The sequence below is a fragment of the Halomicronema hongdechloris C2206 genome (assembly GCF_002075285.3).
GTDB classification, from domain to species: Bacteria; Cyanobacteriota; Cyanobacteriia; order Phormidesmidales; family Phormidesmidaceae; genus Halomicronema_B; species Halomicronema_B hongdechloris.
Genome location: NZ_CP021983.2, coordinates 2,602,452 through 2,619,081, shown reverse-complemented (window position 1 = coordinate 2,619,081; position 16,630 = coordinate 2,602,452). Strand labels below are relative to the sequence as shown.

General features: G+C 56.6%; 22 protein-coding genes and 1 pseudogene. 9 read left to right on the top strand and 14 right to left on the bottom strand.

The window, feature by feature from the left end:
• Positions 1–88: 88 nt before the first annotated feature.
• The gene (locus tag XM38_RS11805) at positions 89–814 is read right to left on the bottom strand and encodes a Bax inhibitor-1/YccA family protein (protein ID WP_088429933.1); all 726 of its coding nucleotides are present in this window, start codon (positions 812–814) and stop codon (positions 89–91) included.
• Positions 815–1,223: 409 nt separating this feature from the next.
• Between XM38_RS11805 and eno the strand changes: the two genes are divergently transcribed.
• On the top strand, positions 1,224–2,519 hold the full coding sequence (gene eno / locus XM38_RS11800) for a phosphopyruvate hydratase (protein ID WP_187329384.1): 1,296 nt from the start codon (positions 1,224–1,226) through the stop codon (positions 2,517–2,519).
• 20 nt (positions 2,520–2,539) lie between these two features.
• On the opposite strand, the gene XM38_RS11795 is transcribed toward eno, so the two are convergent.
• From XM38_RS11795 to XM38_RS25975, 3 genes are all read right to left on the bottom strand, one after another.
• Entirely contained in the window at positions 2,540–2,974 is a 435-nt protein-coding gene (locus XM38_RS11795; RefSeq protein WP_080806782.1) for a TIGR02588 family protein, read from the bottom strand.
• 198 nt (positions 2,975–3,172) lie between these two features.
• On the bottom strand, positions 3,173–3,574 hold the full coding sequence (locus tag XM38_RS11790; protein ID WP_187329383.1) for a transposase: 402 nt from the start codon (positions 3,572–3,574) through the stop codon (positions 3,173–3,175).
• Entirely contained in the window at positions 3,558–3,701 is a 144-nt protein-coding gene (locus XM38_RS25975) for a helix-turn-helix domain-containing protein (protein WP_088429931.1), read from the bottom strand. The genes XM38_RS11790 and XM38_RS25975 overlap by 17 nt, the downstream gene beginning before the upstream one ends.
• Before the next feature lie 194 nt (positions 3,702–3,895).
• On the opposite strand from XM38_RS25975, the gene XM38_RS11785 reads away from it, so the two are divergent.
• Positions 3,896–4,513, top strand: coding sequence for a hypothetical protein (locus tag XM38_RS11785; protein WP_080806786.1), 618 nt, complete (start codon positions 3,896–3,898; stop codon positions 4,511–4,513).
• 124 nt (positions 4,514–4,637) lie between these two features.
• On the top strand, positions 4,638–4,796 hold the full coding sequence (locus XM38_RS25970) for a hypothetical protein (RefSeq protein ID WP_187329382.1): 159 nt from the start codon (positions 4,638–4,640) through the stop codon (positions 4,794–4,796).
• Between the two features lie 58 nt (positions 4,797–4,854).
• Here the strand turns inward: XM38_RS25970 and XM38_RS11780 are convergent, their stop codons facing one another.
• Entirely contained in the window at positions 4,855–5,058 is a 204-nt protein-coding gene (locus XM38_RS11780) for a hypothetical protein (protein ID WP_080806787.1), read from the bottom strand.
• Between the two features lie 165 nt (positions 5,059–5,223).
• Between XM38_RS11780 and XM38_RS11775 the strand changes: the two genes are divergently transcribed.
• Genes XM38_RS11775 through XM38_RS11765 form a run of 3 tightly spaced genes read left to right on the top strand, consistent with a single transcriptional unit; the run spans position 5,224 to position 6,290 of the window.
• Positions 5,224–5,685 (top strand): hypothetical protein, encoded by a 462-nt coding sequence (locus tag XM38_RS11775; protein WP_080806789.1) that lies wholly within the window; start codon positions 5,224–5,226, stop codon positions 5,683–5,685.
• 44 nt (positions 5,686–5,729) lie between these two features.
• Positions 5,730–6,029: a hypothetical protein gene (locus XM38_RS11770; RefSeq protein ID WP_080806793.1), complete on the top strand. Its 300-nt coding sequence runs from the start codon at positions 5,730–5,732 to the stop codon at positions 6,027–6,029.
• Between the two features lie 54 nt (positions 6,030–6,083).
• A complete protein-coding gene (locus XM38_RS11765) occupies positions 6,084–6,290 on the top strand; it encodes a hypothetical protein (RefSeq protein WP_080806796.1) in 207 nt (68 codons plus the stop codon).
• 57 nt (positions 6,291–6,347) lie between these two features.
• On the opposite strand, the gene XM38_RS25965 is transcribed toward XM38_RS11765, so the two are convergent.
• The 3 genes and pseudogenes from XM38_RS25965 to XM38_RS11750 all read right to left on the bottom strand — a co-directional run bounded on the left by XM38_RS25965 (position 6,348) and on the right by XM38_RS11750 (position 7,565).
• Complete coding sequence (locus XM38_RS25965; RefSeq protein ID WP_187329582.1) at positions 6,348–6,554, bottom strand: hypothetical protein; 207 nt, start codon at positions 6,552–6,554, stop codon at positions 6,348–6,350.
• A 404-nt stretch (positions 6,555–6,958) separates the two neighbouring features.
• Positions 6,959–7,206, bottom strand: a pseudogene (locus XM38_RS28925) (Y-family DNA polymerase); the annotation flags it as partial.
• A 2-nt stretch (positions 7,207–7,208) separates the two neighbouring features.
• Positions 7,209–7,565, bottom strand: a complete 357-nt coding sequence (locus XM38_RS11750; RefSeq protein ID WP_225889299.1) for a S24 family peptidase — start codon at positions 7,563–7,565, stop codon at positions 7,209–7,211.
• Positions 7,566–7,879: 314 nt separating this feature from the next.
• Between XM38_RS11750 and XM38_RS11745 the strand changes: the two genes are divergently transcribed.
• Positions 7,880–8,590, top strand: a complete 711-nt coding sequence (locus tag XM38_RS11745; RefSeq protein WP_080806798.1) for a rhomboid family intramembrane serine protease — start codon at positions 7,880–7,882, stop codon at positions 8,588–8,590.
• Between the two features lie 143 nt (positions 8,591–8,733).
• On the opposite strand, the gene XM38_RS11740 is transcribed toward XM38_RS11745, so the two are convergent.
• From XM38_RS11740 to XM38_RS11715, 6 genes are all read right to left on the bottom strand, one after another.
• Complete coding sequence (locus XM38_RS11740) at positions 8,734–9,213, bottom strand: thioredoxin domain-containing protein (protein ID WP_080806800.1); 480 nt, start codon at positions 9,211–9,213, stop codon at positions 8,734–8,736.
• 30 nt (positions 9,214–9,243) lie between these two features.
• Positions 9,244–9,996: a hypothetical protein gene (locus XM38_RS11735; protein ID WP_256995593.1), complete on the bottom strand. Its 753-nt coding sequence runs from the start codon at positions 9,994–9,996 to the stop codon at positions 9,244–9,246.
• Between the two features lie 127 nt (positions 9,997–10,123).
• The gene (locus XM38_RS11730; RefSeq protein WP_080806803.1) at positions 10,124–10,774 is read right to left on the bottom strand and encodes a Tll0287-like domain-containing protein; all 651 of its coding nucleotides are present in this window, start codon (positions 10,772–10,774) and stop codon (positions 10,124–10,126) included.
• A gap of 165 nt (positions 10,775–10,939) precedes the next feature.
• The gene (locus XM38_RS11725) at positions 10,940–11,677 is read right to left on the bottom strand and encodes a multiheme c-type cytochrome (protein ID WP_225889298.1); all 738 of its coding nucleotides are present in this window, start codon (positions 11,675–11,677) and stop codon (positions 10,940–10,942) included.
• Entirely contained in the window at positions 11,674–12,321 is a 648-nt protein-coding gene (locus XM38_RS11720) for a cytochrome c3 family protein (protein ID WP_088429929.1), read from the bottom strand. Before XM38_RS11720 ends, XM38_RS11725 begins: the two co-directional genes overlap by 4 nt.
• Positions 12,322–12,364: 43 nt before the next feature.
• Entirely contained in the window at positions 12,365–12,931 is a 567-nt protein-coding gene (locus XM38_RS11715; RefSeq protein WP_080806805.1) for a globin family protein, read from the bottom strand.
• A 523-nt stretch (positions 12,932–13,454) separates the two neighbouring features.
• On the opposite strand from XM38_RS11715, the gene XM38_RS11710 reads away from it, so the two are divergent.
• Positions 13,455–14,915 (top strand): cytochrome c biogenesis ResB family protein, encoded by a 1,461-nt coding sequence (locus XM38_RS11710; RefSeq protein WP_225889296.1) that lies wholly within the window; start codon positions 13,455–13,457, stop codon positions 14,913–14,915.
• A gap of 14 nt (positions 14,916–14,929) precedes the next feature.
• Positions 14,930–16,630, top strand: a complete 1,701-nt coding sequence (locus XM38_RS11705; protein WP_088429925.1) for a cytochrome c biogenesis protein — start codon at positions 14,930–14,932, stop codon at positions 16,628–16,630.

The window sequence follows — 16,630 nt, the reverse complement described above, 5'->3', positions numbered from 1 at the left end:
TCAATCAAGTCAAGTCCATGGCGAAGCTCACCTCACTCCCTGATTGACATCCACCTAATTAGCCTCCCATCTGGCAGCAATGGGCGACTCAATCTCGATTGATGGCAATCAACAGCCGCAGAATGAAGATAAACAAGTTGATGTAGGTGAGATACATCGAGAGGGCGGCCGACAGATACTGCTCATCCTTGTAGGCCCGCGGCAAGATGTAGAAATCAACCACTGAGGCCCCAACAAACAGCAGCACTCCCACTCCAGAAATGGCGATGTCCAAGAACTGGGGAATCTGGCCGAAAAACAGGGAGAAGACAAGCTGCCCTACCAACACCACCACCAGAGCGATGATGCCCAGGCGTACGGTCTTAGCCAGGGCTAGCCCGTCTTCGTCTGAGAGATTAGAGCCAATTTGACGGGCGGCGATGAAGGTAATACCACACCCTAGGGCGGCAATGCCAATGCCGTTAATGCCCACTCCAGAGGTACTGAGGGCAACGAAGATGATGCCACTGAGGGTGTAGCCGCTGAGCAAGCTGTAGGTGGCTAACAGCGGCAAGGCCGTAGCATTGTTAGCCTTCTCGGCCACGTTGCGGACCACAAAGAAGAGGATCAATTCAGCAATCAGGGCCACCCAAAATGTGGGCATGAAGATGCCAGGGTTGCTGCTGATGACATTTAAGCCACCATAGGCTCCCAGAGCAGTTAAGATTAGGCCTCCCCCCACATAGGGCAGGGCATTGTTGATGACGTTGGGGCCTACCAGGGCATTGCCTCTGGCATTTTGAATGGCTTCCCTAAAATTACTGGTATTACTCATCGCTATTGTCTCCAATCGAGCTAAGCAGAGATTTGAACATAAGACTATCGCGGCAGCGTATACTACCTGACCTTAGCAAACCCCCACAGGCTGTATGGTCTAATGCGGAGATTCAACCGAGAAATCTCAACCAGATGTTCTAAGTAGATGCCTTCAGGGGGGTACTAGCATTTTAGTCAATTGAGTTGACGACAGGGTCAATCGGGTGGGGCTAGGGCTAAAAGCACCCTTAAGCCTATCGCCAACCGGTCGACTCACCGTATCCTTAACGATTGTTGAACGGTTGGCGTTGTGACGGGGGCGGCTTGTGAGTCTTGGCTATCTGCAGGGATAGTCCAGGGCAGACATGATGAATCATAAGCCAGTCAGCCCCCTTAGATGAGTTGTATGGTCAGAGGACACTGAGGGAATGATTGATATACTTGACACCTCTATTGAGGATATTCGAGCTAGGGAAATCCTAGACTCTCGCGGTCGGCCGACTATCGAAGCCGAAGTCTATCTGGCTGACGGGGCAACGGGATTGGCTCAGGTCCCAAGTGGCGCCTCGACCGGTAGCTTCGAAGCCCATGAACTGCGCGATGGTGACCCCCATCGCTATGGCGGCAAGGGGGTGTTACGAGCTGTGGAAAATGTAGAGCAGACTCTGGCACCGGAGTTGATCGGCCTCAACGCCCTGGAACAAGTCATGATTGACCGCACCATGATCGACGTGGATGGCACTGACAATAAGTCCAAAATCGGCGCCAATGCCATCCTGGCCGTGTCTCTAGCCAATGCTAAGGCCGCTGCCCAGGCCGTGGGCTTGCCCCTGTATCGCTACCTGGGAGGGCCTTTAGCTAATGTGTTGCCGGTGCCCCTGATGAATGTGATCAATGGCGGTGCCCATGCCGATAACAATGTGGACATCCAAGAGTTTATGATTGTGCCCATCGGTGCGCCCACGTTTCGGGAAGCACTACGATGGGGCGCCGAGGTCTTTGCCAGTCTGAGCCAGATTCTCAAAGCCGATGGTCTCTTGAGTGGCGTGGGCGATGAAGGAGGCTATGCCCCTAATTTGACCTCTAACCAGTCGGCCTTAGATCTGCTGGTTGCGGCCATTGAGAAAGCTGGCTACACTCCCGGCGAACAGGTGGCCTTAGCTCTCGATGTTGCCGCTACGGAATTCCACGACAATGGCCGGTACAACTACGATGGGGCCAGCCATACGCCACCAGAGCTGATCCAGTATCTGGCTAAGCTGGCGCAGCAGTACCCGATTGTGTCCATTGAAGATGGCCTGGACGAGGAGGATTGGGCCCATTGGCAGCAGCTGACGGACACCCTGGGCAACTGGGTACAACTAGTAGGGGACGATCTGTTTGTGACCAATTCCCAGCGCTTGCAGCAGGGGATTGACCAAGGAGTCGGTAACTCTATTTTGATCAAGGTGAATCAGATTGGTTCTCTGACTGAGACCTTGGAAACAGTCGATTTGGCCACCCGCTGTCGCTACACCTCTATCATTAGTCATCGCTCTGGTGAGACGGAAGATACGACCATTGCTGACTTAGCAGTGGCCACTCGGGCCGGTCAGATTAAGACTGGGTCCCTGTCCCGTAGTGAGCGCTTGGCCAAGTACAACCGGCTGTTGCGTATTGAGGACGAATTGGCAGAGCAGGCGATTTACGCCGGCACTATCGGCATGGGGCCAGGCCAGCACTAAGCACGAGGTTGGGTAGCTGGTTACGGTAAGCCATAGCTGGCTACCCGAACCATGAGGTCACCTGTTTGGGGATCATGGGTAAACACGAAACTCCCCTGCTTGCGTTCATTGCCGGAGAGGAAGTCAATCTGTTGTTCTCCGGTTTCGTTGGGGATGCCTTCCAGCTGAAGCTCTGCAGTAACTTGCACTGTGCGAGCAATGTGCCCCCCAGTGTTGGTAATGGCAAAGGGGACATAGTAGTGGCCGTCGGTCTCCCGGATATCTGCTGTGACGTCAACCTGAAAGGCTGGGGGGCGATGCTGGGTCAGATGCCAGTCGTACATTACTAGGGCCACCAGCCCAATTAAGATACTGGTGGCAAGGGCAAAGGTGAGCCACTCTGCCAAGGAGCGAGCCTCGGCACCAGAGGGAGGTGAGGATTCTCTAGGGTTGGGGGGATTAACCGACTCGCTCATGGCCTTGAGTCATTGTCATCGAGACTGTATAGCAGTGCGGTCGGCGATGCGATCGCATATGGCCCAAATATCCTCAGGGCTATCTGGCTGATAGCGGTGAAGTTCCATATTGCCAGCAAGGAAAAACTCGATGAGCCAGTGTAGGTAACGCCTGGAAGCTCATGGTGCGATTATATCGTAATCGAAATGGCTAAGTAGCTAGCCAGAATTAAACCTAAAACGCTCAACCGGATAACCACGCCGTTGCCCCCGGTCATCGATGGCTTGCATCAAGGCGATCGCCAAGTCACACTCATCTTCAAATAACTGGGCGCTGAGCTCATGGTGTTTGAGATGCAGCCACTCTTCCTCAATGCGGTTCATCTGCGGTGATTGCGGCGGTAAGAAGAAGATAAAGAGGCCTTGCTCCTGCCAAGATGACCAGTGTTGCTGAGTCTTGTGGCTACGATGAAAGGAAGCGCCGTCTTGAATGACAACGGTAATTTCTCCAGTCTCTTGCAGATGTTGCTGAGCTTTGGGCGCTTGCCAGTGCATCAAGGGCAGATAGCGCTGGGTGTTGAAGCGTCCGATGACAAGGCCATAGTCAAAAGCGAGGGGCATCCCATAGGCCAGCGAGGCCTTGGTGCTGCCACCGCTTGAGCGTGGTGCGAATCGTCTGGTCATGCGGCCCGAGATGCTTGGCAATTGCCGGGACATTCCAACCATCGGCGTTCAACCGCAGTGCCATCGCTCAGAGTTTCACAGTCGGAGACTGGTCATCCGACAAGCTCAGTTGCCGCAATTGCTGGTTGGCGTCTTCAGTGAGTTGGATACGTAAGGGAGCTGGCATAGAGCTCGATATCGGCCTCTCCCCCATCTTAAAAATATTTACGGCAACCTACTTACCAGCATAATAGTGAATAGTTGAGTCACCGCCTGCCCATGTCCCAAGTCACTCAACAGCGAAAGCGACCCTTTTCCAGCTTCACCTACAAAGAAGCGTTTAAGCACTTAGGGATTAGAAACCTCACCCGTTGGGACATCATCGCTGAGCCGATTCCCATCAGCGATTTCTTTCGCCAACGACTGCAACGGCTGCAACGGTTTGACCTAGAAAGCCTAGAAGTATCTAAAACCTTGTTGATTGACGCCATTTGCGAGGAAGGGTTGGAGGGGTTTGATCAGCTAAAGGTCTGGAAGGGAGCTTACCTGGAAGGAGAAACAGTCTGCGGCAATGTGGATTATTTGATCGCAGAGCGTCGAGCCTATCTGGAAGCCCCATTTGGGTGCATCATCGAAGCTAAGAAAGATGATTTTGAGCAAGGGGCAGCCCAGTGCCTAGTGGAGATGCAAGCCTGCCAGTGGGTAAATTGTCAGCTGGGACAGGCTATCGATATCCATGGCATCGTTACCAATGGTGAAGGCTGGAAGTTTTACCGATTAGCCTCACCGGGCGAGGTGTCGGAGTCGTTGCTGTACGGTATCGGAGAAATGCCGATTTTGCTAGGCAAATTGCGAGCCTTCTTTGAGTTGTGTCATCACCAATTGCAGGCCCATTAGAGTATTCCATCTAAAAAAGTGTCCCGTTCAAGACACTGAACTCATGCCCTTAGCCCTGTGGCCGGGTGTCCTCGGATAGGTATTTAGCTGGAACACTCTTAGACTGATTAGGTCAGAGTTCATCGTGACGGACGGCAGCGGCATCTATCACACGGGTAAGAACATCGATGGTGGAGTCGCTGAAGGCCCGCCCGGGGGAACTGCTATGACCCACATAGAGTTGCTAGACTTTGCCGATGAGAACCCGGCCAAGCGGTTGCAGCAGATCGCGATGAATAGCTGAGAGGGGAGAGGACAGGGGAAAGGATGCCCCATTGTACTGGCAACGCCAGGAAGAGCGGTTAGGAGTCAAAGGACGATGACTTGTCTGGCGACAGCTCAGCAAGCCGCTCCTTCACAAGCACACGGATTTTCGCTGACAACGGCAGCTCACTCCATGCCGCATCGTCGCGGCACTGCTCTATCTGTTCTCGAAGATCACTGACATCTATAGAGATACGATCGCGCTGCCCCACTGGTTCATCACAGGAATACATTTCCTCCATATCGTATCCTCCAGGTGCAGATGTAAAGAAATTTCACCTTCTGGCTTCTACTAGAAGCCAGAAGAATCCTACGTGCTATCCTAGCGTATGAAGAGGGGCTCCTCTTCGCTCACATATTTCGGAGTTATGCTTATGACAGCCTCGTCATGAGCCTCTCCACAGTCCATGAAACTCTACGAGCTAAAACCAAAGGTCTTTGATGCGTGGGAGTTTTTAGCCAGCTATCGCGGCTGCGTTGTGCTGCCTGAAAATTTCAAGAAAGAGGTGCGGAAAGAGTTTGGTGACCTCCGGTATAAGGAAACCTGGATTCGGGCATTGGCACGCTATGAGTCGCTCAACGCCTTCCATGACTGCCTTGATGCCCACTACCTGGTGCTCCATACCCTCAACTTCACCGAGGACCGGTGGGACTACGAGTTCCGCCACCGCATCTTCGATGAGTTCCTGATGATTCCCGGCGCACTCGACCTCATCAGGCTCGGCCTTGAACAACTACTGTCCGATTCATTTACCCCGAGCGACAGGAGAGACGCCGATGGGTTTTATCAATTGGTAGCAGAGCAACGAGGACGAGACCGACTCCCAACTGAGCTTGCTGGGCGACTCACAGAAGCTCTCCCGGCATGAGCGAGTAGACTTCAGCCACCGTCAATAAGGATTTCACCAAAGCAGTGAAAGACGCCGGTGGCAGCAACAGGGCTTACCCTCGCGCCGTCCGGGCTGAGACCAAAGAACTCTTCGACTGCGGTGTCGATGAGCTGTATGAAGCAACCGGCGGTAAAAAAGGGGATCGCTCCACCCTGCCAAAGGAAGCACAGAAGGCATACATGGTGTCTGAGACCATCTCAACACATCGACTCAACTATGACCTACAGGGGAATAACCACGGCTCACAACGGCAGAAAGATGAGCGCGTGGTAGAAACCGTGCAAGATACCGCAACGCACGTCAGGAAATGGCTCCCCTGGTAACCCTTTGGGGTGAATCTACCAGCAACACTTCTCACACAATCTAAGGAGGCTCCTATGAAGACGACCCCACAAGGTCTGACGGTTCTCGTGCGCCCGTGTGACAGCGGCATGTGTCCAGCGCTCTATGCAGATGCTGCTGGCCGGATGTTTGTGCAGGGCAGCAAGCTCAACCGGACGAGCCACGCTGGGCTCACTGTCCTTGCCCATGAAGAGGTGGTGGAGATTACGCCAGAGCTGATCGCGTTCCTAAAGGCGCAATAGTCTAGCTGTCGAGGCTCAAAGCTTTGCCTCTGGCTTCCTGTGAGGCTAGGGGCATTGTCATGCGGCCACCTCGTCTCGCCACATGAGTTCTGTCTCTACGAATAACCGAAACTCCTCCGAATGGGCCATCCGGGCCTTCTCCCAGTGCGATCGCACAGTCTTATACGAAAACACGTCCTGGGCATCCCGCTTAAACCCCTCAAAGTGGCTGGGGCTAATAATCCCGTTTCGGAAGTTCAGGTAGCCGATGAGGACCTGGTTCACCCTCCGGGAGAGATGCCGTGGTCAACGTTGGAACCACATCTAAGAGTATTCGCTCAATCTCATCAAGACTGATCGTGTCTTCGCGCCGGTCATACAGCGCTGTAGTCCGACTATCTTCATGCGCTGCAATCTTCTGTGCATTATCCCTGCTTCCACCATTCCTAAGAAAGTTCGTAATCCCTGACGCCCGAAAGGTGTGGTTGCAGGCGTCAGCATTCACCCCCGCTGCGAGCTGCTCGTCACTTAATCATCGCCCAGGCTTCCTGCCGCTGTAACCCTCGCTCCGTCAGCTTCCGTGTCCTTCCAACTGTTGTACGGAAGAGAGGTTCATTAGATCCTCTGTCTGTAGCTCTCTCTGGATGGCTCACCAAAAGCGGCCAAGAGCCCGAAGTTAGGAGAATACGCACCCGCCGCGACATGTCTCGATAGAGGACCGGATTGGAAGAGAAGGCATGGAGGTTTCCCTGCTGAATCCGATCCTTAATGGAGAACAGGGTGGCCTGCATCGGCACCAGCTTTTTGGCTTCAGGGGAGCGGGCCACGTACAGCCGTCGTTATTGGAGAGCACCACCACTGGCTTGCCTTCCAAGTCTGGGCGGAAGACCTTCTCACAGGAGGCAAAGAAGCTGTTGCAGTCAACCAGGACAAACATGGCTAGACCCTGCGGATAATCGCGGTAACGACGCCCCAGATCTGCAGGGAGATAGAGCTGTCAGGGTCCCAGGTCATCTGGGCTGGGATAAAGGTGTCCCGGTGGTGCTGGATCCTCAACACATGGAATTCCCCGGCCATGACCGCCACCACCAAACTGCCATCCTTGGGGTGGTGAGAGCGATCGACCACGAGCACATCTCCCAGCTGCACCTCGCCGTCCGTCTGAATCTTGCCATCGACAGTCATAAAAAAGGTGGCCGCTGGGTTCCGAGCCAGATGACGATTCAGATCCAGGGTTTGTTCGACGGCATCACCAGGGACGGGAAAGCCCATGACTCGCTCCCAAGCTGCCGTCATTATCTTTCTACTCGGCCTTAGGCGTCCAGACAGGACAGTCTCATGGGACAGTCCTATACTGGCCTCAAGAGATGAAATCCGTTCTATCTCATGTCGATGAATACTCCCAAAGCCGTTGGCCAAACCCATAACACCTTCCGTCAGCCAGCGCCCCCTGGCAGATCGGCTGGGGAAGAGCCAGAGTTGGGGGCGTGATATTGAGCCGGGACGATTTACCGTTAACGCCGAGACCAGGCACGGTTGCGCCAGGCCTTGGATATTTAAGCCCTCGGCAACATCCTCTATGATCGAGGCAAGGTCTGGGAGGAGCAGCCATGGCGTTGGACGATGAAGAACTAAAGGCTCGGTTGCAACGATTATCCGACGAGGTCGAGCTTGGTCATGGATCGCCGCCGGCCACTGCGTCTTCCCGGCAGTCCATGTCGACGAAATCGTCGACGAAGCAGGGGTGGCTGCAGCGTCTGCGCTATACAGCTTGCCTTCCCTTGGCGATTCTGGCGCTGCCTTGGGCCCAGGAAATCATCGACCAGGTGCTGTTTCGGGGTCAATGGAATTTTCCGGTCTACCCCCGCTCACCCGATGGCATCCCTGGTATTTTTCTCTCGGCCTTTTCCCATGCTAACTTTGCCCATCTGCTCGGGAATAGCATTGCCTTTGCCATTTTTAGTTGGCTGATTCTGGCCAAGAGTAAGCGGGATTACTGGACCACAGTGCTGATCGGCTGGCTGGGAGGAGGGCTGGCAAGTTGGCTATTGGCGCCGCAGCCGGCCCATGGGCTGAGTGGGGTGGTGTATACCCTGTTCGGCTACTTGCTGGTGATCGGCTGGCTGGAGAAGCGGTTTGTTCCCCTGGTGATCTCGGTATTCGTGTTAATCAACTACAGCGCCTTCATCTGGGGTGTATTCCCCACCCAGCCCATGGTGGCTTGGTGGGGGCATTTGTTTGGCTTTTTGTTGGGGATTTTTGCGGCCTATGGGATGTACCGAGAACCTCATAGCCAGAAAGATAGGTCTTTGCGGTCTTAGGGCAACGCTTGGGGCTTGCGATCGCATCAGGTTAATGCCACCCCGACCCGGTTGCTCGGAGGCAGCAAACAATCGGCACAAATTCGGTGGCTGGAAGTCTAAGAACTGGAGCAGCCGCTGCAGCATAGCCATGGCAGATGGTCTCAGAGGAGATCACCCAGGCGATGGCTCAGGATGGACCGGGGAACTTTGCCCGTGACGCTATCGGCAACGGTGCCGTCGGCCTGCAGCAACACCAGGTGGGGGACCCCCTTAACTTGAAACCGCTCGAGGGGCTGCTGCCATTGGGGATCGTCTATATTCAGCATGACTAGGTTCACCTGGTGGCCAAACTGGTGATGGAGGGCCTGCAGGGTGGGGGCCATGGCCTGACAGGTGGTGCACCAGTCGGCATAGAACTCCAGCAGGGTGGGCTTGCCATTGGCCATGGCCGCGTCGTAGGGCGTGGCCGCTTGGGCCGTCGCCTTCAGGGTCATCAGCCCCGAGACTAGCGAGGGGCCTGGGGCAGATCCTGCTGGCCGGGTGAGCCAGAGGGTTGCGATCGCAAACACCCCGATGATCACCAAGGGAATCAGGGGAGAGAATCGTCGCTTGAGGGCATCGAGTAGCGGATTGACCGTCATTGGGGTCACCTCATGGCTGTAGCGTCATCATCACTGGTAGTAGTAGGCCAGGATGATGTGGCACACCAGCATCACCCCGAAGACACAGACAAAGAAGATATGGCTGGTTAACCAAAGTGCCCGTAAGCCTCGCACTAGGGGACCCTTCGTGAGCACGGTATTGCTGCCTGGCAAGCGACCAAAATAACGGCGGGTCGACTCCAGGATGCCGGTTTCTGCCACCACCCCCACCAGGGCCGTCAGCACCGAGGCAAAAAACACCCAGAGGAAAACGGCATTAAAATTCATTCCGGTGGCGCCAATGGTGTGGATTAGCACCATCCCCACCAGGGCCACCCCCAGAAAGATATGGACACTGCGCCAGACCTGCATCGATCCTGGCAATTTAATCCGGCCAATCCAACTGCGGCTACGCTTGCGCACCGTCAGCAGTAGCTCCAGTATCACCAGGCTGAGGGCGCCGTAGCCAGTGGCCTGCTTGTAGGCCTCTCCCCGCAAGAAGCGATGCAAGTCCACGGAATTTTGCCGCAGCAGGGCCAAATACTCGGCACTGAAGGCAAAGGGCAACAACAGCAGGGCCATCAATAGGGTGAGGCCAATCAGGGCTTTAAACCCCGGTTGCAACTGTGGCGCCCGCCGGGGAAAGCGCCGCTGGGCAGCAATGGCTGCCGGATTCGGAATCGGAACCGCGGCGGGATCTCGATTGCCCGCCGATAGATCGAGATGGGTGGACGGCGCTCGGTGAGCCCCGGGGCCGCCAGGATGGGGATGGCGTCTACTCATAGCTTTAGACCTAGGACAGTCTCGTCAGTGGGCAAGCTGGGCGGTGGGCAATGGGCGGCTCTGCTCCGGCTAACCTCTCCCAGCGCTGGTTCAGCATCGGCGTCGCCCCCTAGGGGAGCCGACCCTGCTAAGCACCCTGCAGGGGAATGTTGATCACGATGCCGCCCATGACCTCATCCATGACAAATTGCTTGTCAGGGTACCGTTCCAGGTGAACCGGGTGGGTATTGTGGCAAGAGACACAGGCTTCCGCCACCGCCTTGTCGGGGTACATGGCCGAGAAATAGGTCTGGTCTCCAATCTCTTGGTATTCCTTCACCGGCTCGCCGGTGTCGATCATTTCCTGTACCGCCCGCTCTTCAAACTCCCCCTTGGGAGCATGGTTGTCGTTGATATACCAGGGCGAAATCAGGTTGTAGGTAAAGTAGCCGGATTCGTTGGCAATTTCCGATCCCAGGCGGAACATCTGGGCCGGTAGGGGAATGCCGTCGGTCTGTTGCCAGCCTTCGGTGGCTTCGATGGGCAACACACCATCCTCCTTCGCCTTCCCTTCCAGGGTCGCGACTCGGTTGACTACGTGCTTGGTATAGGCGGTACGGTCTGCCGCCAACACCGTGTGAATATAATCGGCCACCAGTTCCGGGGCCACCCCGGCATTGTCGGCGACATTGCCACCGCCGCTACAGGATACCGCCGTGACCATCACCGCCATCACAATGGCAACGAAGGCAACGGTGCGGGTGCGAATTGTCTGGAACCATCTCTCGACGAATGCCATGGAACTCCTCTCCTTATCGCTAAGACGTGCAGTTAAATGTGAGTCAGGAATGAACAAATGGGTGGGTGAGGACAGTCTTCTCCGCGAACGTTGATGGGATCAGAGCCTAGGGACCGGCTTGATCGGTGCGCCGTTCTTCTAGGGCCCGAACCAGCTCAAAGGTCTCTAGGGACGAACTGGGAGGGTGATCAAAATTGGCCTCCACCAGGTCGTCATCAAAAATGCTGTTGTAGCCGTATTCCAGGCCGTGTGGCAGCCCATGCAGACTTCTTTCACCATGCGATCGCGAGGTAAGAGGGTATAGGTGTTGTTGTTGTGGTTGACCTGGGTCAGGGTGCCTTCTCCGGCCTTAACCTGGTGGCGGGGTAGGTGGCAGGTGGCACAGCTGACCGCCGTTGCTGACGGTCGAGGCAGTTGGCGATCGGCGGCGAATAGCTGGGCATGTTTAGAGTTTTCATAGTTCAAGGAATGGGCATCATTGTGGCAACTGAGGCAGGCATCCACCGCCGCCGCGACGGTATTGACGGAGTGCACATCGTGGCAGGTAGCACAGGTCATCTGCCGCTGGTGGGCCGCCGCCTTCATGGGCAGGCGAGCCATGGCCGGGGTCAGGGGAGATTGACCTTCCAATAGCCGCACCCCGTGTTTCCCCAGCAGGAAGGTCTCTACCGCCTGTTTGTGACAGCTGCGACAACTCTCATGGTCGGGGTGCCCCTGCAGGGGCCGGGTGGCTGCGGGCTGATGGCAGCTGGAGCAATTCACCTGATTCAGCGCATGGAGGCTCTCTTGCCAGAGTTGAGTGGCCTCCTCAACCGCCTCTGAGGTGACTCCCTCTCCCCCGGCGGGGGCCGGGTAGACCAGCATGAGTAACAGGGCCAGCACCATGGCAATCCAGGGTTTCATCGCCCCAACTCCTCAAATTCCGAGGTCAGGTCAGGCCTGGGGGCTGTCTCCAGGGACGGGGAGACGGTACGCTCCGGCAGGGCTTGTACCGGTAGCATCGGCGGTTGATCCAGGTTTTGGCGCAAAAACCCGGTGGAAATCGAGCGGTGGTCGTGGAAGTTGTGACAACCCGCGGTCCAACAGCCGTCGGGGGTGAACCCGTCATGGCTTTTGAGCTCGCCGGTGATGATGCCGTCGTGGCAGGTCATACACAGGTCCGGCTGTAGATGTACCCCGCGGTCAAACATGTGCACATGTTCGTTGTGGCAGGTGGTGCAGGTGAGGACGGCCAACTTTTCTAAGTCCTCGGCCCAGCGGGGGTCCATAAACTTCTGGGTGCCGTGGGCATCTTCGGCCAGTTCGGCCTGGTGGCAGCGCCTGCAGGTGTCGTTGCTGACCGGCTTAAAGCCTTCGTGGCAAGAATTACAGGAGGTCTCAAACAAGTGGTGGCCGACGGAGGTTTGGCCGGGCAAGAACACCTGGCGCTGATCCAGCCAGAAGGCGGCGGCGAACCAGCCAATTAGGGCAATACAGGCACATGCGATCGCACCCTTGAGGCTCACTATGGATTGCCAGGGAATGGATCGACCTCCAGGCCAGATCATCGATATCTCCTCAGAGGCGGGGCAAACCAGAAACTGGCAGGGACTAAATCAAGAAGAACAGGATGGCCAGCACCACAATGCCGCCCCCAATCAGGCTGGCGACCGTACCGGATTTGATATTGCTCTCAGGGACATCGACCGGTTTAGAGTCGAGGTTGACCGCCGCCGCATCATAGTCGGCCCCCTCTAGCATCACCTCGGTGATCAGGCCATAGGCATCGACCCAGGCCGCCTTGGTATCGGGGGTCCAGTCGGCCCCAAGGTACTGCTCAAAGGTCTTCAGCAGGGAGTTGCCCACCAGGGGATAGTGCTCGGGGAGCGCCCCGTATTTGACGTGGCGAGCGCCTAGGCCCTGCAGAGCAGCAGTGAGTTCCCCTGGTTGACGCAGGTTTTCGATCACAAAGACCAGGGACATCAGTAGTTTCTGGCCTTGCTCTGCCATATTGGTGTGGGCAAACAGGGGCTTGGCCGCCGGATAGTCGGTGAATAGATTGTCATAGAAACTGGCCACAAATTCATTGGCCTGGGGTTTTACCTTCGCAAAACTTTGCTCCAAAAGCTCAATTTGAAGGGCAGTTTCTTGGGAAGCCGCATTCACGTTCGATGTCATCTTGAAGAATCTCCTAAATCATGAACCCAAAACGTTCTCCAGGAGCCACCTAATAAACTGCAATAAAGGCTGTAAATTTCGACCGGTGATGACCCATGATGCAACATCACTGGGATGTAAATCTCGTCACCAAATCTGATCAGAAGTCAGAAGATCAAAGACGGATATCATCAATGCTGCAAACGCTGATGGCGACGGCATGTCATCTTGGCATGTCATCTTTACAGTCCAATCTCTAACGTTATTGGGAGTGTCGTGGTGTGTATTCGAAAATAGGCAACTCCCCAGCTTATTTTTGTTAAATCAACTACGATTTCTGATTTAATATTCAGCGGCTGCATGGAACTGATGCATAACTAACATGAACGCTGCCATCAGGCCAACACAGGCTCAATATGCACTGATGGAATCGAATTTAAACGGTTTCCGCATATAAGTCATCGGTTTTGCATCAATGGATACAAACTTTCCCGGCTAAACCTGACAGGTATACACGTGGACTTCGATCAAAATTGCGATGATTATGGCATCCAGATTTACCCGATTTCTGGGCTCAATTCGTCTGGCTGTACCCCTGTTGGTTGCGATCGCAACTATTCTGATTTGGGCCACCGTTTATGAGTCTAATGTCGGCTCTGCAACGGTTCAGAGAGAGATTTATAAAAGTGCCTGGTTTGGGGCATTAGTGTTTCTCCTGGCAGTGAATCTGGGAGTATCAACCCTCAGTCGCTACCCCTGGCGAGGACCGCGAAAAATTGGCTTCGCCCTCACCCATTGGGGATTAATCCTTCTCATTGCCGGCGCTGCCGCGGTAATTCACCTCAGCAGCGAAGGCATGCTGTTGCTGCGCACCGATGGCGGCCCCAATAATCAGATTCGGGTGGAGGGCGAGCAGCTGCAGGTGGCGGCTCCTGGCCAGGCGACCCGGGCTGCCGATGTGGTGATCCGGCCCGATGGCTCCGTCAGTCCCCAACATTTTGCCGGCCTCTTCCTGCAGGGCTACAGCGACCAGGCCGTGACCACTGTCGGCTTCCAGCCAGGTGGCAACGTCGACAACTTGGCCATACAGCTGACCATGGGCAGCGATCGCATGGGGCAAACCCTGAGACGCTGGCTGGCCATGGCCCCCGGCGACTATCGGCAGCTGGACATCGGCCCGGCCCACTTGGAGCTGGTGCAGGCCGAGGATGAGGCCGAGCTGGCGCGACTCCTGGATCTCACCGATGCCAAGGCCCCAAACCTCCTGCGCGTGGTCGCTGCCCCAGACCAGCGGTTATTCTATGGGGCCCATGGGGCCCAGGGCACCACCGTCGGTGAATGGCGTCCCGGTGAGGTCATTGCCCCGGGCTGGGCCGATATCCAGATCTCCCTCAGCGATCGCATCGATCGGGCCCGGGTGCAACGCCGGGTAGTGCCCTTGACTGCCGGGGCTGCTGCCCCAGGGGAGAGCTTCCCGGCCCTCCAGGTATCTCGCCAGGATGGCTCCACTCTCTGGCTGCCCTGGGGGGAGCCCGTCTCCTGGCAAGGCCAGGATGGCCTCCAGGTGGCCGCCTTTGGTCCCAAGCTGTTGCAGTTGCCCTTCTATGTGACGCTGGATGACTTCATCGTGGCGCGCAACGAAGGTAGCGAGTCGGTGGCCATGTGGACCAGCCAGATCACCCTCTGGGATCCCCATACGGACACGGCGGTGCAGCGCTCGGTGTGGATGAACCATCCCACTTGGTTTCGCGGCTGGAAGTTGGCCCAGGCCTCCTGGAATCCGGGGGATTTAAACCAGTCCACCCTGCAACTGAAGCGAGAGCCCTGGTGGGTCACTGCTCTGACCTGGAGCGGCTCCCTGTTGGTGGTGCTGGGCATCGGCGTCATGTTCTACGGACCTGCGATCGCAAAGCGTCTGCGCCGTCGCCAGCCATCGCCCCAGCCCCCAGCGCCTGCCAGTGACGACACCCAACCCGACTCGATTCCTGAGACTGTCCACCCCTAATCCCTCCATTGACCATGACAGGCTTTAACTTGCTCAAATTCTGTTTGGGCCTCTGTCTCGGCACCCTGCTCTGCCTGGTGCCCCTGAGTCAATTCCAGCCCGATACCTTAGACTCCCTGCGGACCTTGGCCGTGCAGCTGGATGGCCGCAAAAAGCCCTTAGATACCGTGGCCAAGGAAACCGTCACCCAAATCCATGGCTCTACGACCTACCAGCCCCTAGCCGGAGCGTCAGAAGACTACCTCAGCACCTACCTGACTCTGTGGTTCAACACTCGAGACTGGAACCAAGAACCCGTCGTGCTGGTCAGCTATCGCCCCCTGAAAGCAGCCGTAGGACTAGACCCGGCGCGCAAACACTTCAGCTTTCAAGAGCTGATGGCCAACCAGGCTCTGGCGACCCTGGTGCGTCAGGCCCATCAAGCCGACCTCAAGGGCGATGACTTGAGCCGTAACCAGCGGCAGGCGCTGACCATCGAAGATCGGCTCAACCGGCTCTACGGCAGCGTTGGCGGCGATACCCTCCCGATTGTGCCCCACCCCAGCGATGCCCAGGGCACCTGGGTCAGCCTCTCCCAGGCCCAGCAACTCTACGACCCCGAAGCCATTACTCCCTTACTGGCGGTATTTGCGAAGATGCAGCAGACCCTGTTGCAAGGGGGAATCACCCATGTCCCCATGGTGGGTCCCCTGGCCCAAGACTTGAAAGCAGGGCTGCAGCGGCTGAGTCCCCAGATTTATCCGGCCGAGGCGGCCTTGAGGCGGGAGGTGCACTTCAATCACTTCCATCCCTTCGCCAAAGCCTGGTGGCTCTACGGCCTGGCCTTCATCGCCGTGGTGATCAGCCTCTGGGTAAAGCCCTGGAATCTCTACTGGGGCGCCATCGGTCTCTTCACCGCCGGTCTGGGGATTCAGGCCTACGGCTTCTGGCTGCGGATGCAGATCGCCGGCCGCCCCCCGGTGACCAACATGTATGAGTCAGTAGTCTGGGTCGGCTTCGGCATTGCCGCCCTGGCCCTCACCTTCGAGCTGATGTCTCGCGCCCGCTATTATCTATTGGCAGCGGCGCCGTTGGCAGTCACCAGCTTGGTGTTGGCCGATAGCCTACCCGCCGTACTCGATCCCAGCATTACGCCCCTGGTGCCGGTGCTGCGGGATAACTTCTGGCTCAGCATCCATGTGCCCACCATTGCCCTCAGCTACGCCAGCTTTGCCTTAGCCCTGGGGTTAGGGCACCTGACCCTGGGCAATTACCTCGTCACTCCCACGGCAACAGGACGGATCAGAACCCTGTCCCAGCTCAACTATCGCGTCTTGCAGGTAGGCGTCCTGCTGTTGACCACCGGCATTATATTGGGCGGCATTTGGGCCCACTTCTCTTGGGGCCGCTTCTGGGGCTGGGATCCCAAGGAAACCTGGGCCTTGATTGCCCTGCTCTGTTACCTGGCTCCCCTACATGGGCGATTGGTGGGCTGGATTGGCGACTTCGGCATTGGTGTTGCCAGCGTGGTGGCCTTCAACGCCGTCCTCATGGCCTGGTATGGCGTCAACTTCGTCCTCGGCACCGGTCTCCACAGCTATGGCTTTGGCACCGGCGGTTCCGAGATGATCATTGCGGCCGTGGTGGGCTTGGACCTTCTATTTGTGGCCATGGCCGCCGCCCGCCATTACAGCGGGTGGCGGCCGTCTGAGCAGTTAAGCCCAGCTGAACGTTGA

Coding starts and splice junctions, on each gene's coding strand:
- XM38_RS11750 (WP_225889299.1), bottom strand. CDS start 7,565: ATGACGGCAGCTTGGGAGCGAGTCATGGGCTTTCCCGTCCCTGGTGAT.
- XM38_RS11790 (WP_187329383.1), bottom strand. CDS start 3,574: ATGCCCCTCGCTTTTGACTATGGCCTTGTCATCGGACGCTTCAACACC.
- XM38_RS11780 (WP_080806787.1), bottom strand. CDS start 5,058: ATGGAGGAAATGTATTCCTGTGATGAACCAGTGGGGCAGCGCGATCGT.
- XM38_RS11705 (WP_088429925.1), top strand. CDS start 14,930: ATGACAGGCTTTAACTTGCTCAAATTCTGTTTGGGCCTCTGTCTCGGC.
- XM38_RS25975 (WP_088429931.1), bottom strand. CDS start 3,701: ATGGCACTGCGGTTGAACGCCGATGGTTGGAATGTCCCGGCAATTGCC.
- XM38_RS11725 (WP_225889298.1), bottom strand. CDS start 11,677: ATGAAACCCTGGATTGCCATGGTGCTGGCCCTGTTACTCATGCTGGTC.
- XM38_RS11715 (WP_080806805.1), bottom strand. CDS start 12,931: ATGACATCGAACGTGAATGCGGCTTCCCAAGAAACTGCCCTTCAAATT.
- XM38_RS11710 (WP_225889296.1), top strand. CDS start 13,455: ATGGCATCCAGATTTACCCGATTTCTGGGCTCAATTCGTCTGGCTGTA.
- eno (WP_187329384.1), top strand. CDS start 1,224: ATGATTGATATACTTGACACCTCTATTGAGGATATTCGAGCTAGGGAA.
- XM38_RS11765 (WP_080806796.1), top strand. CDS start 6,084: ATGAAGACGACCCCACAAGGTCTGACGGTTCTCGTGCGCCCGTGTGAC.
- XM38_RS11745 (WP_080806798.1), top strand. CDS start 7,880: ATGGCGTTGGACGATGAAGAACTAAAGGCTCGGTTGCAACGATTATCC.
- XM38_RS11735 (WP_256995593.1), bottom strand. CDS start 9,996: ATGAGTAGACGCCATCCCCATCCTGGCGGCCCCGGGGCTCACCGAGCG.
- XM38_RS11805 (WP_088429933.1), bottom strand. CDS start 814: ATGAGTAATACCAGTAATTTTAGGGAAGCCATTCAAAATGCCAGAGGC.
- XM38_RS11740 (WP_080806800.1), bottom strand. CDS start 9,213: ATGACGGTCAATCCGCTACTCGATGCCCTCAAGCGACGATTCTCTCCC.
- XM38_RS11775 (WP_080806789.1), top strand. CDS start 5,224: ATGAAACTCTACGAGCTAAAACCAAAGGTCTTTGATGCGTGGGAGTTT.
- XM38_RS11785 (WP_080806786.1), top strand. CDS start 3,896: ATGTCCCAAGTCACTCAACAGCGAAAGCGACCCTTTTCCAGCTTCACC.
- XM38_RS11720 (WP_088429929.1), bottom strand. CDS start 12,321: ATGATCTGGCCTGGAGGTCGATCCATTCCCTGGCAATCCATAGTGAGC.
- XM38_RS11795 (WP_080806782.1), bottom strand. CDS start 2,974: ATGAGCGAGTCGGTTAATCCCCCCAACCCTAGAGAATCCTCACCTCCC.
- XM38_RS11730 (WP_080806803.1), bottom strand. CDS start 10,774: ATGGCATTCGTCGAGAGATGGTTCCAGACAATTCGCACCCGCACCGTT.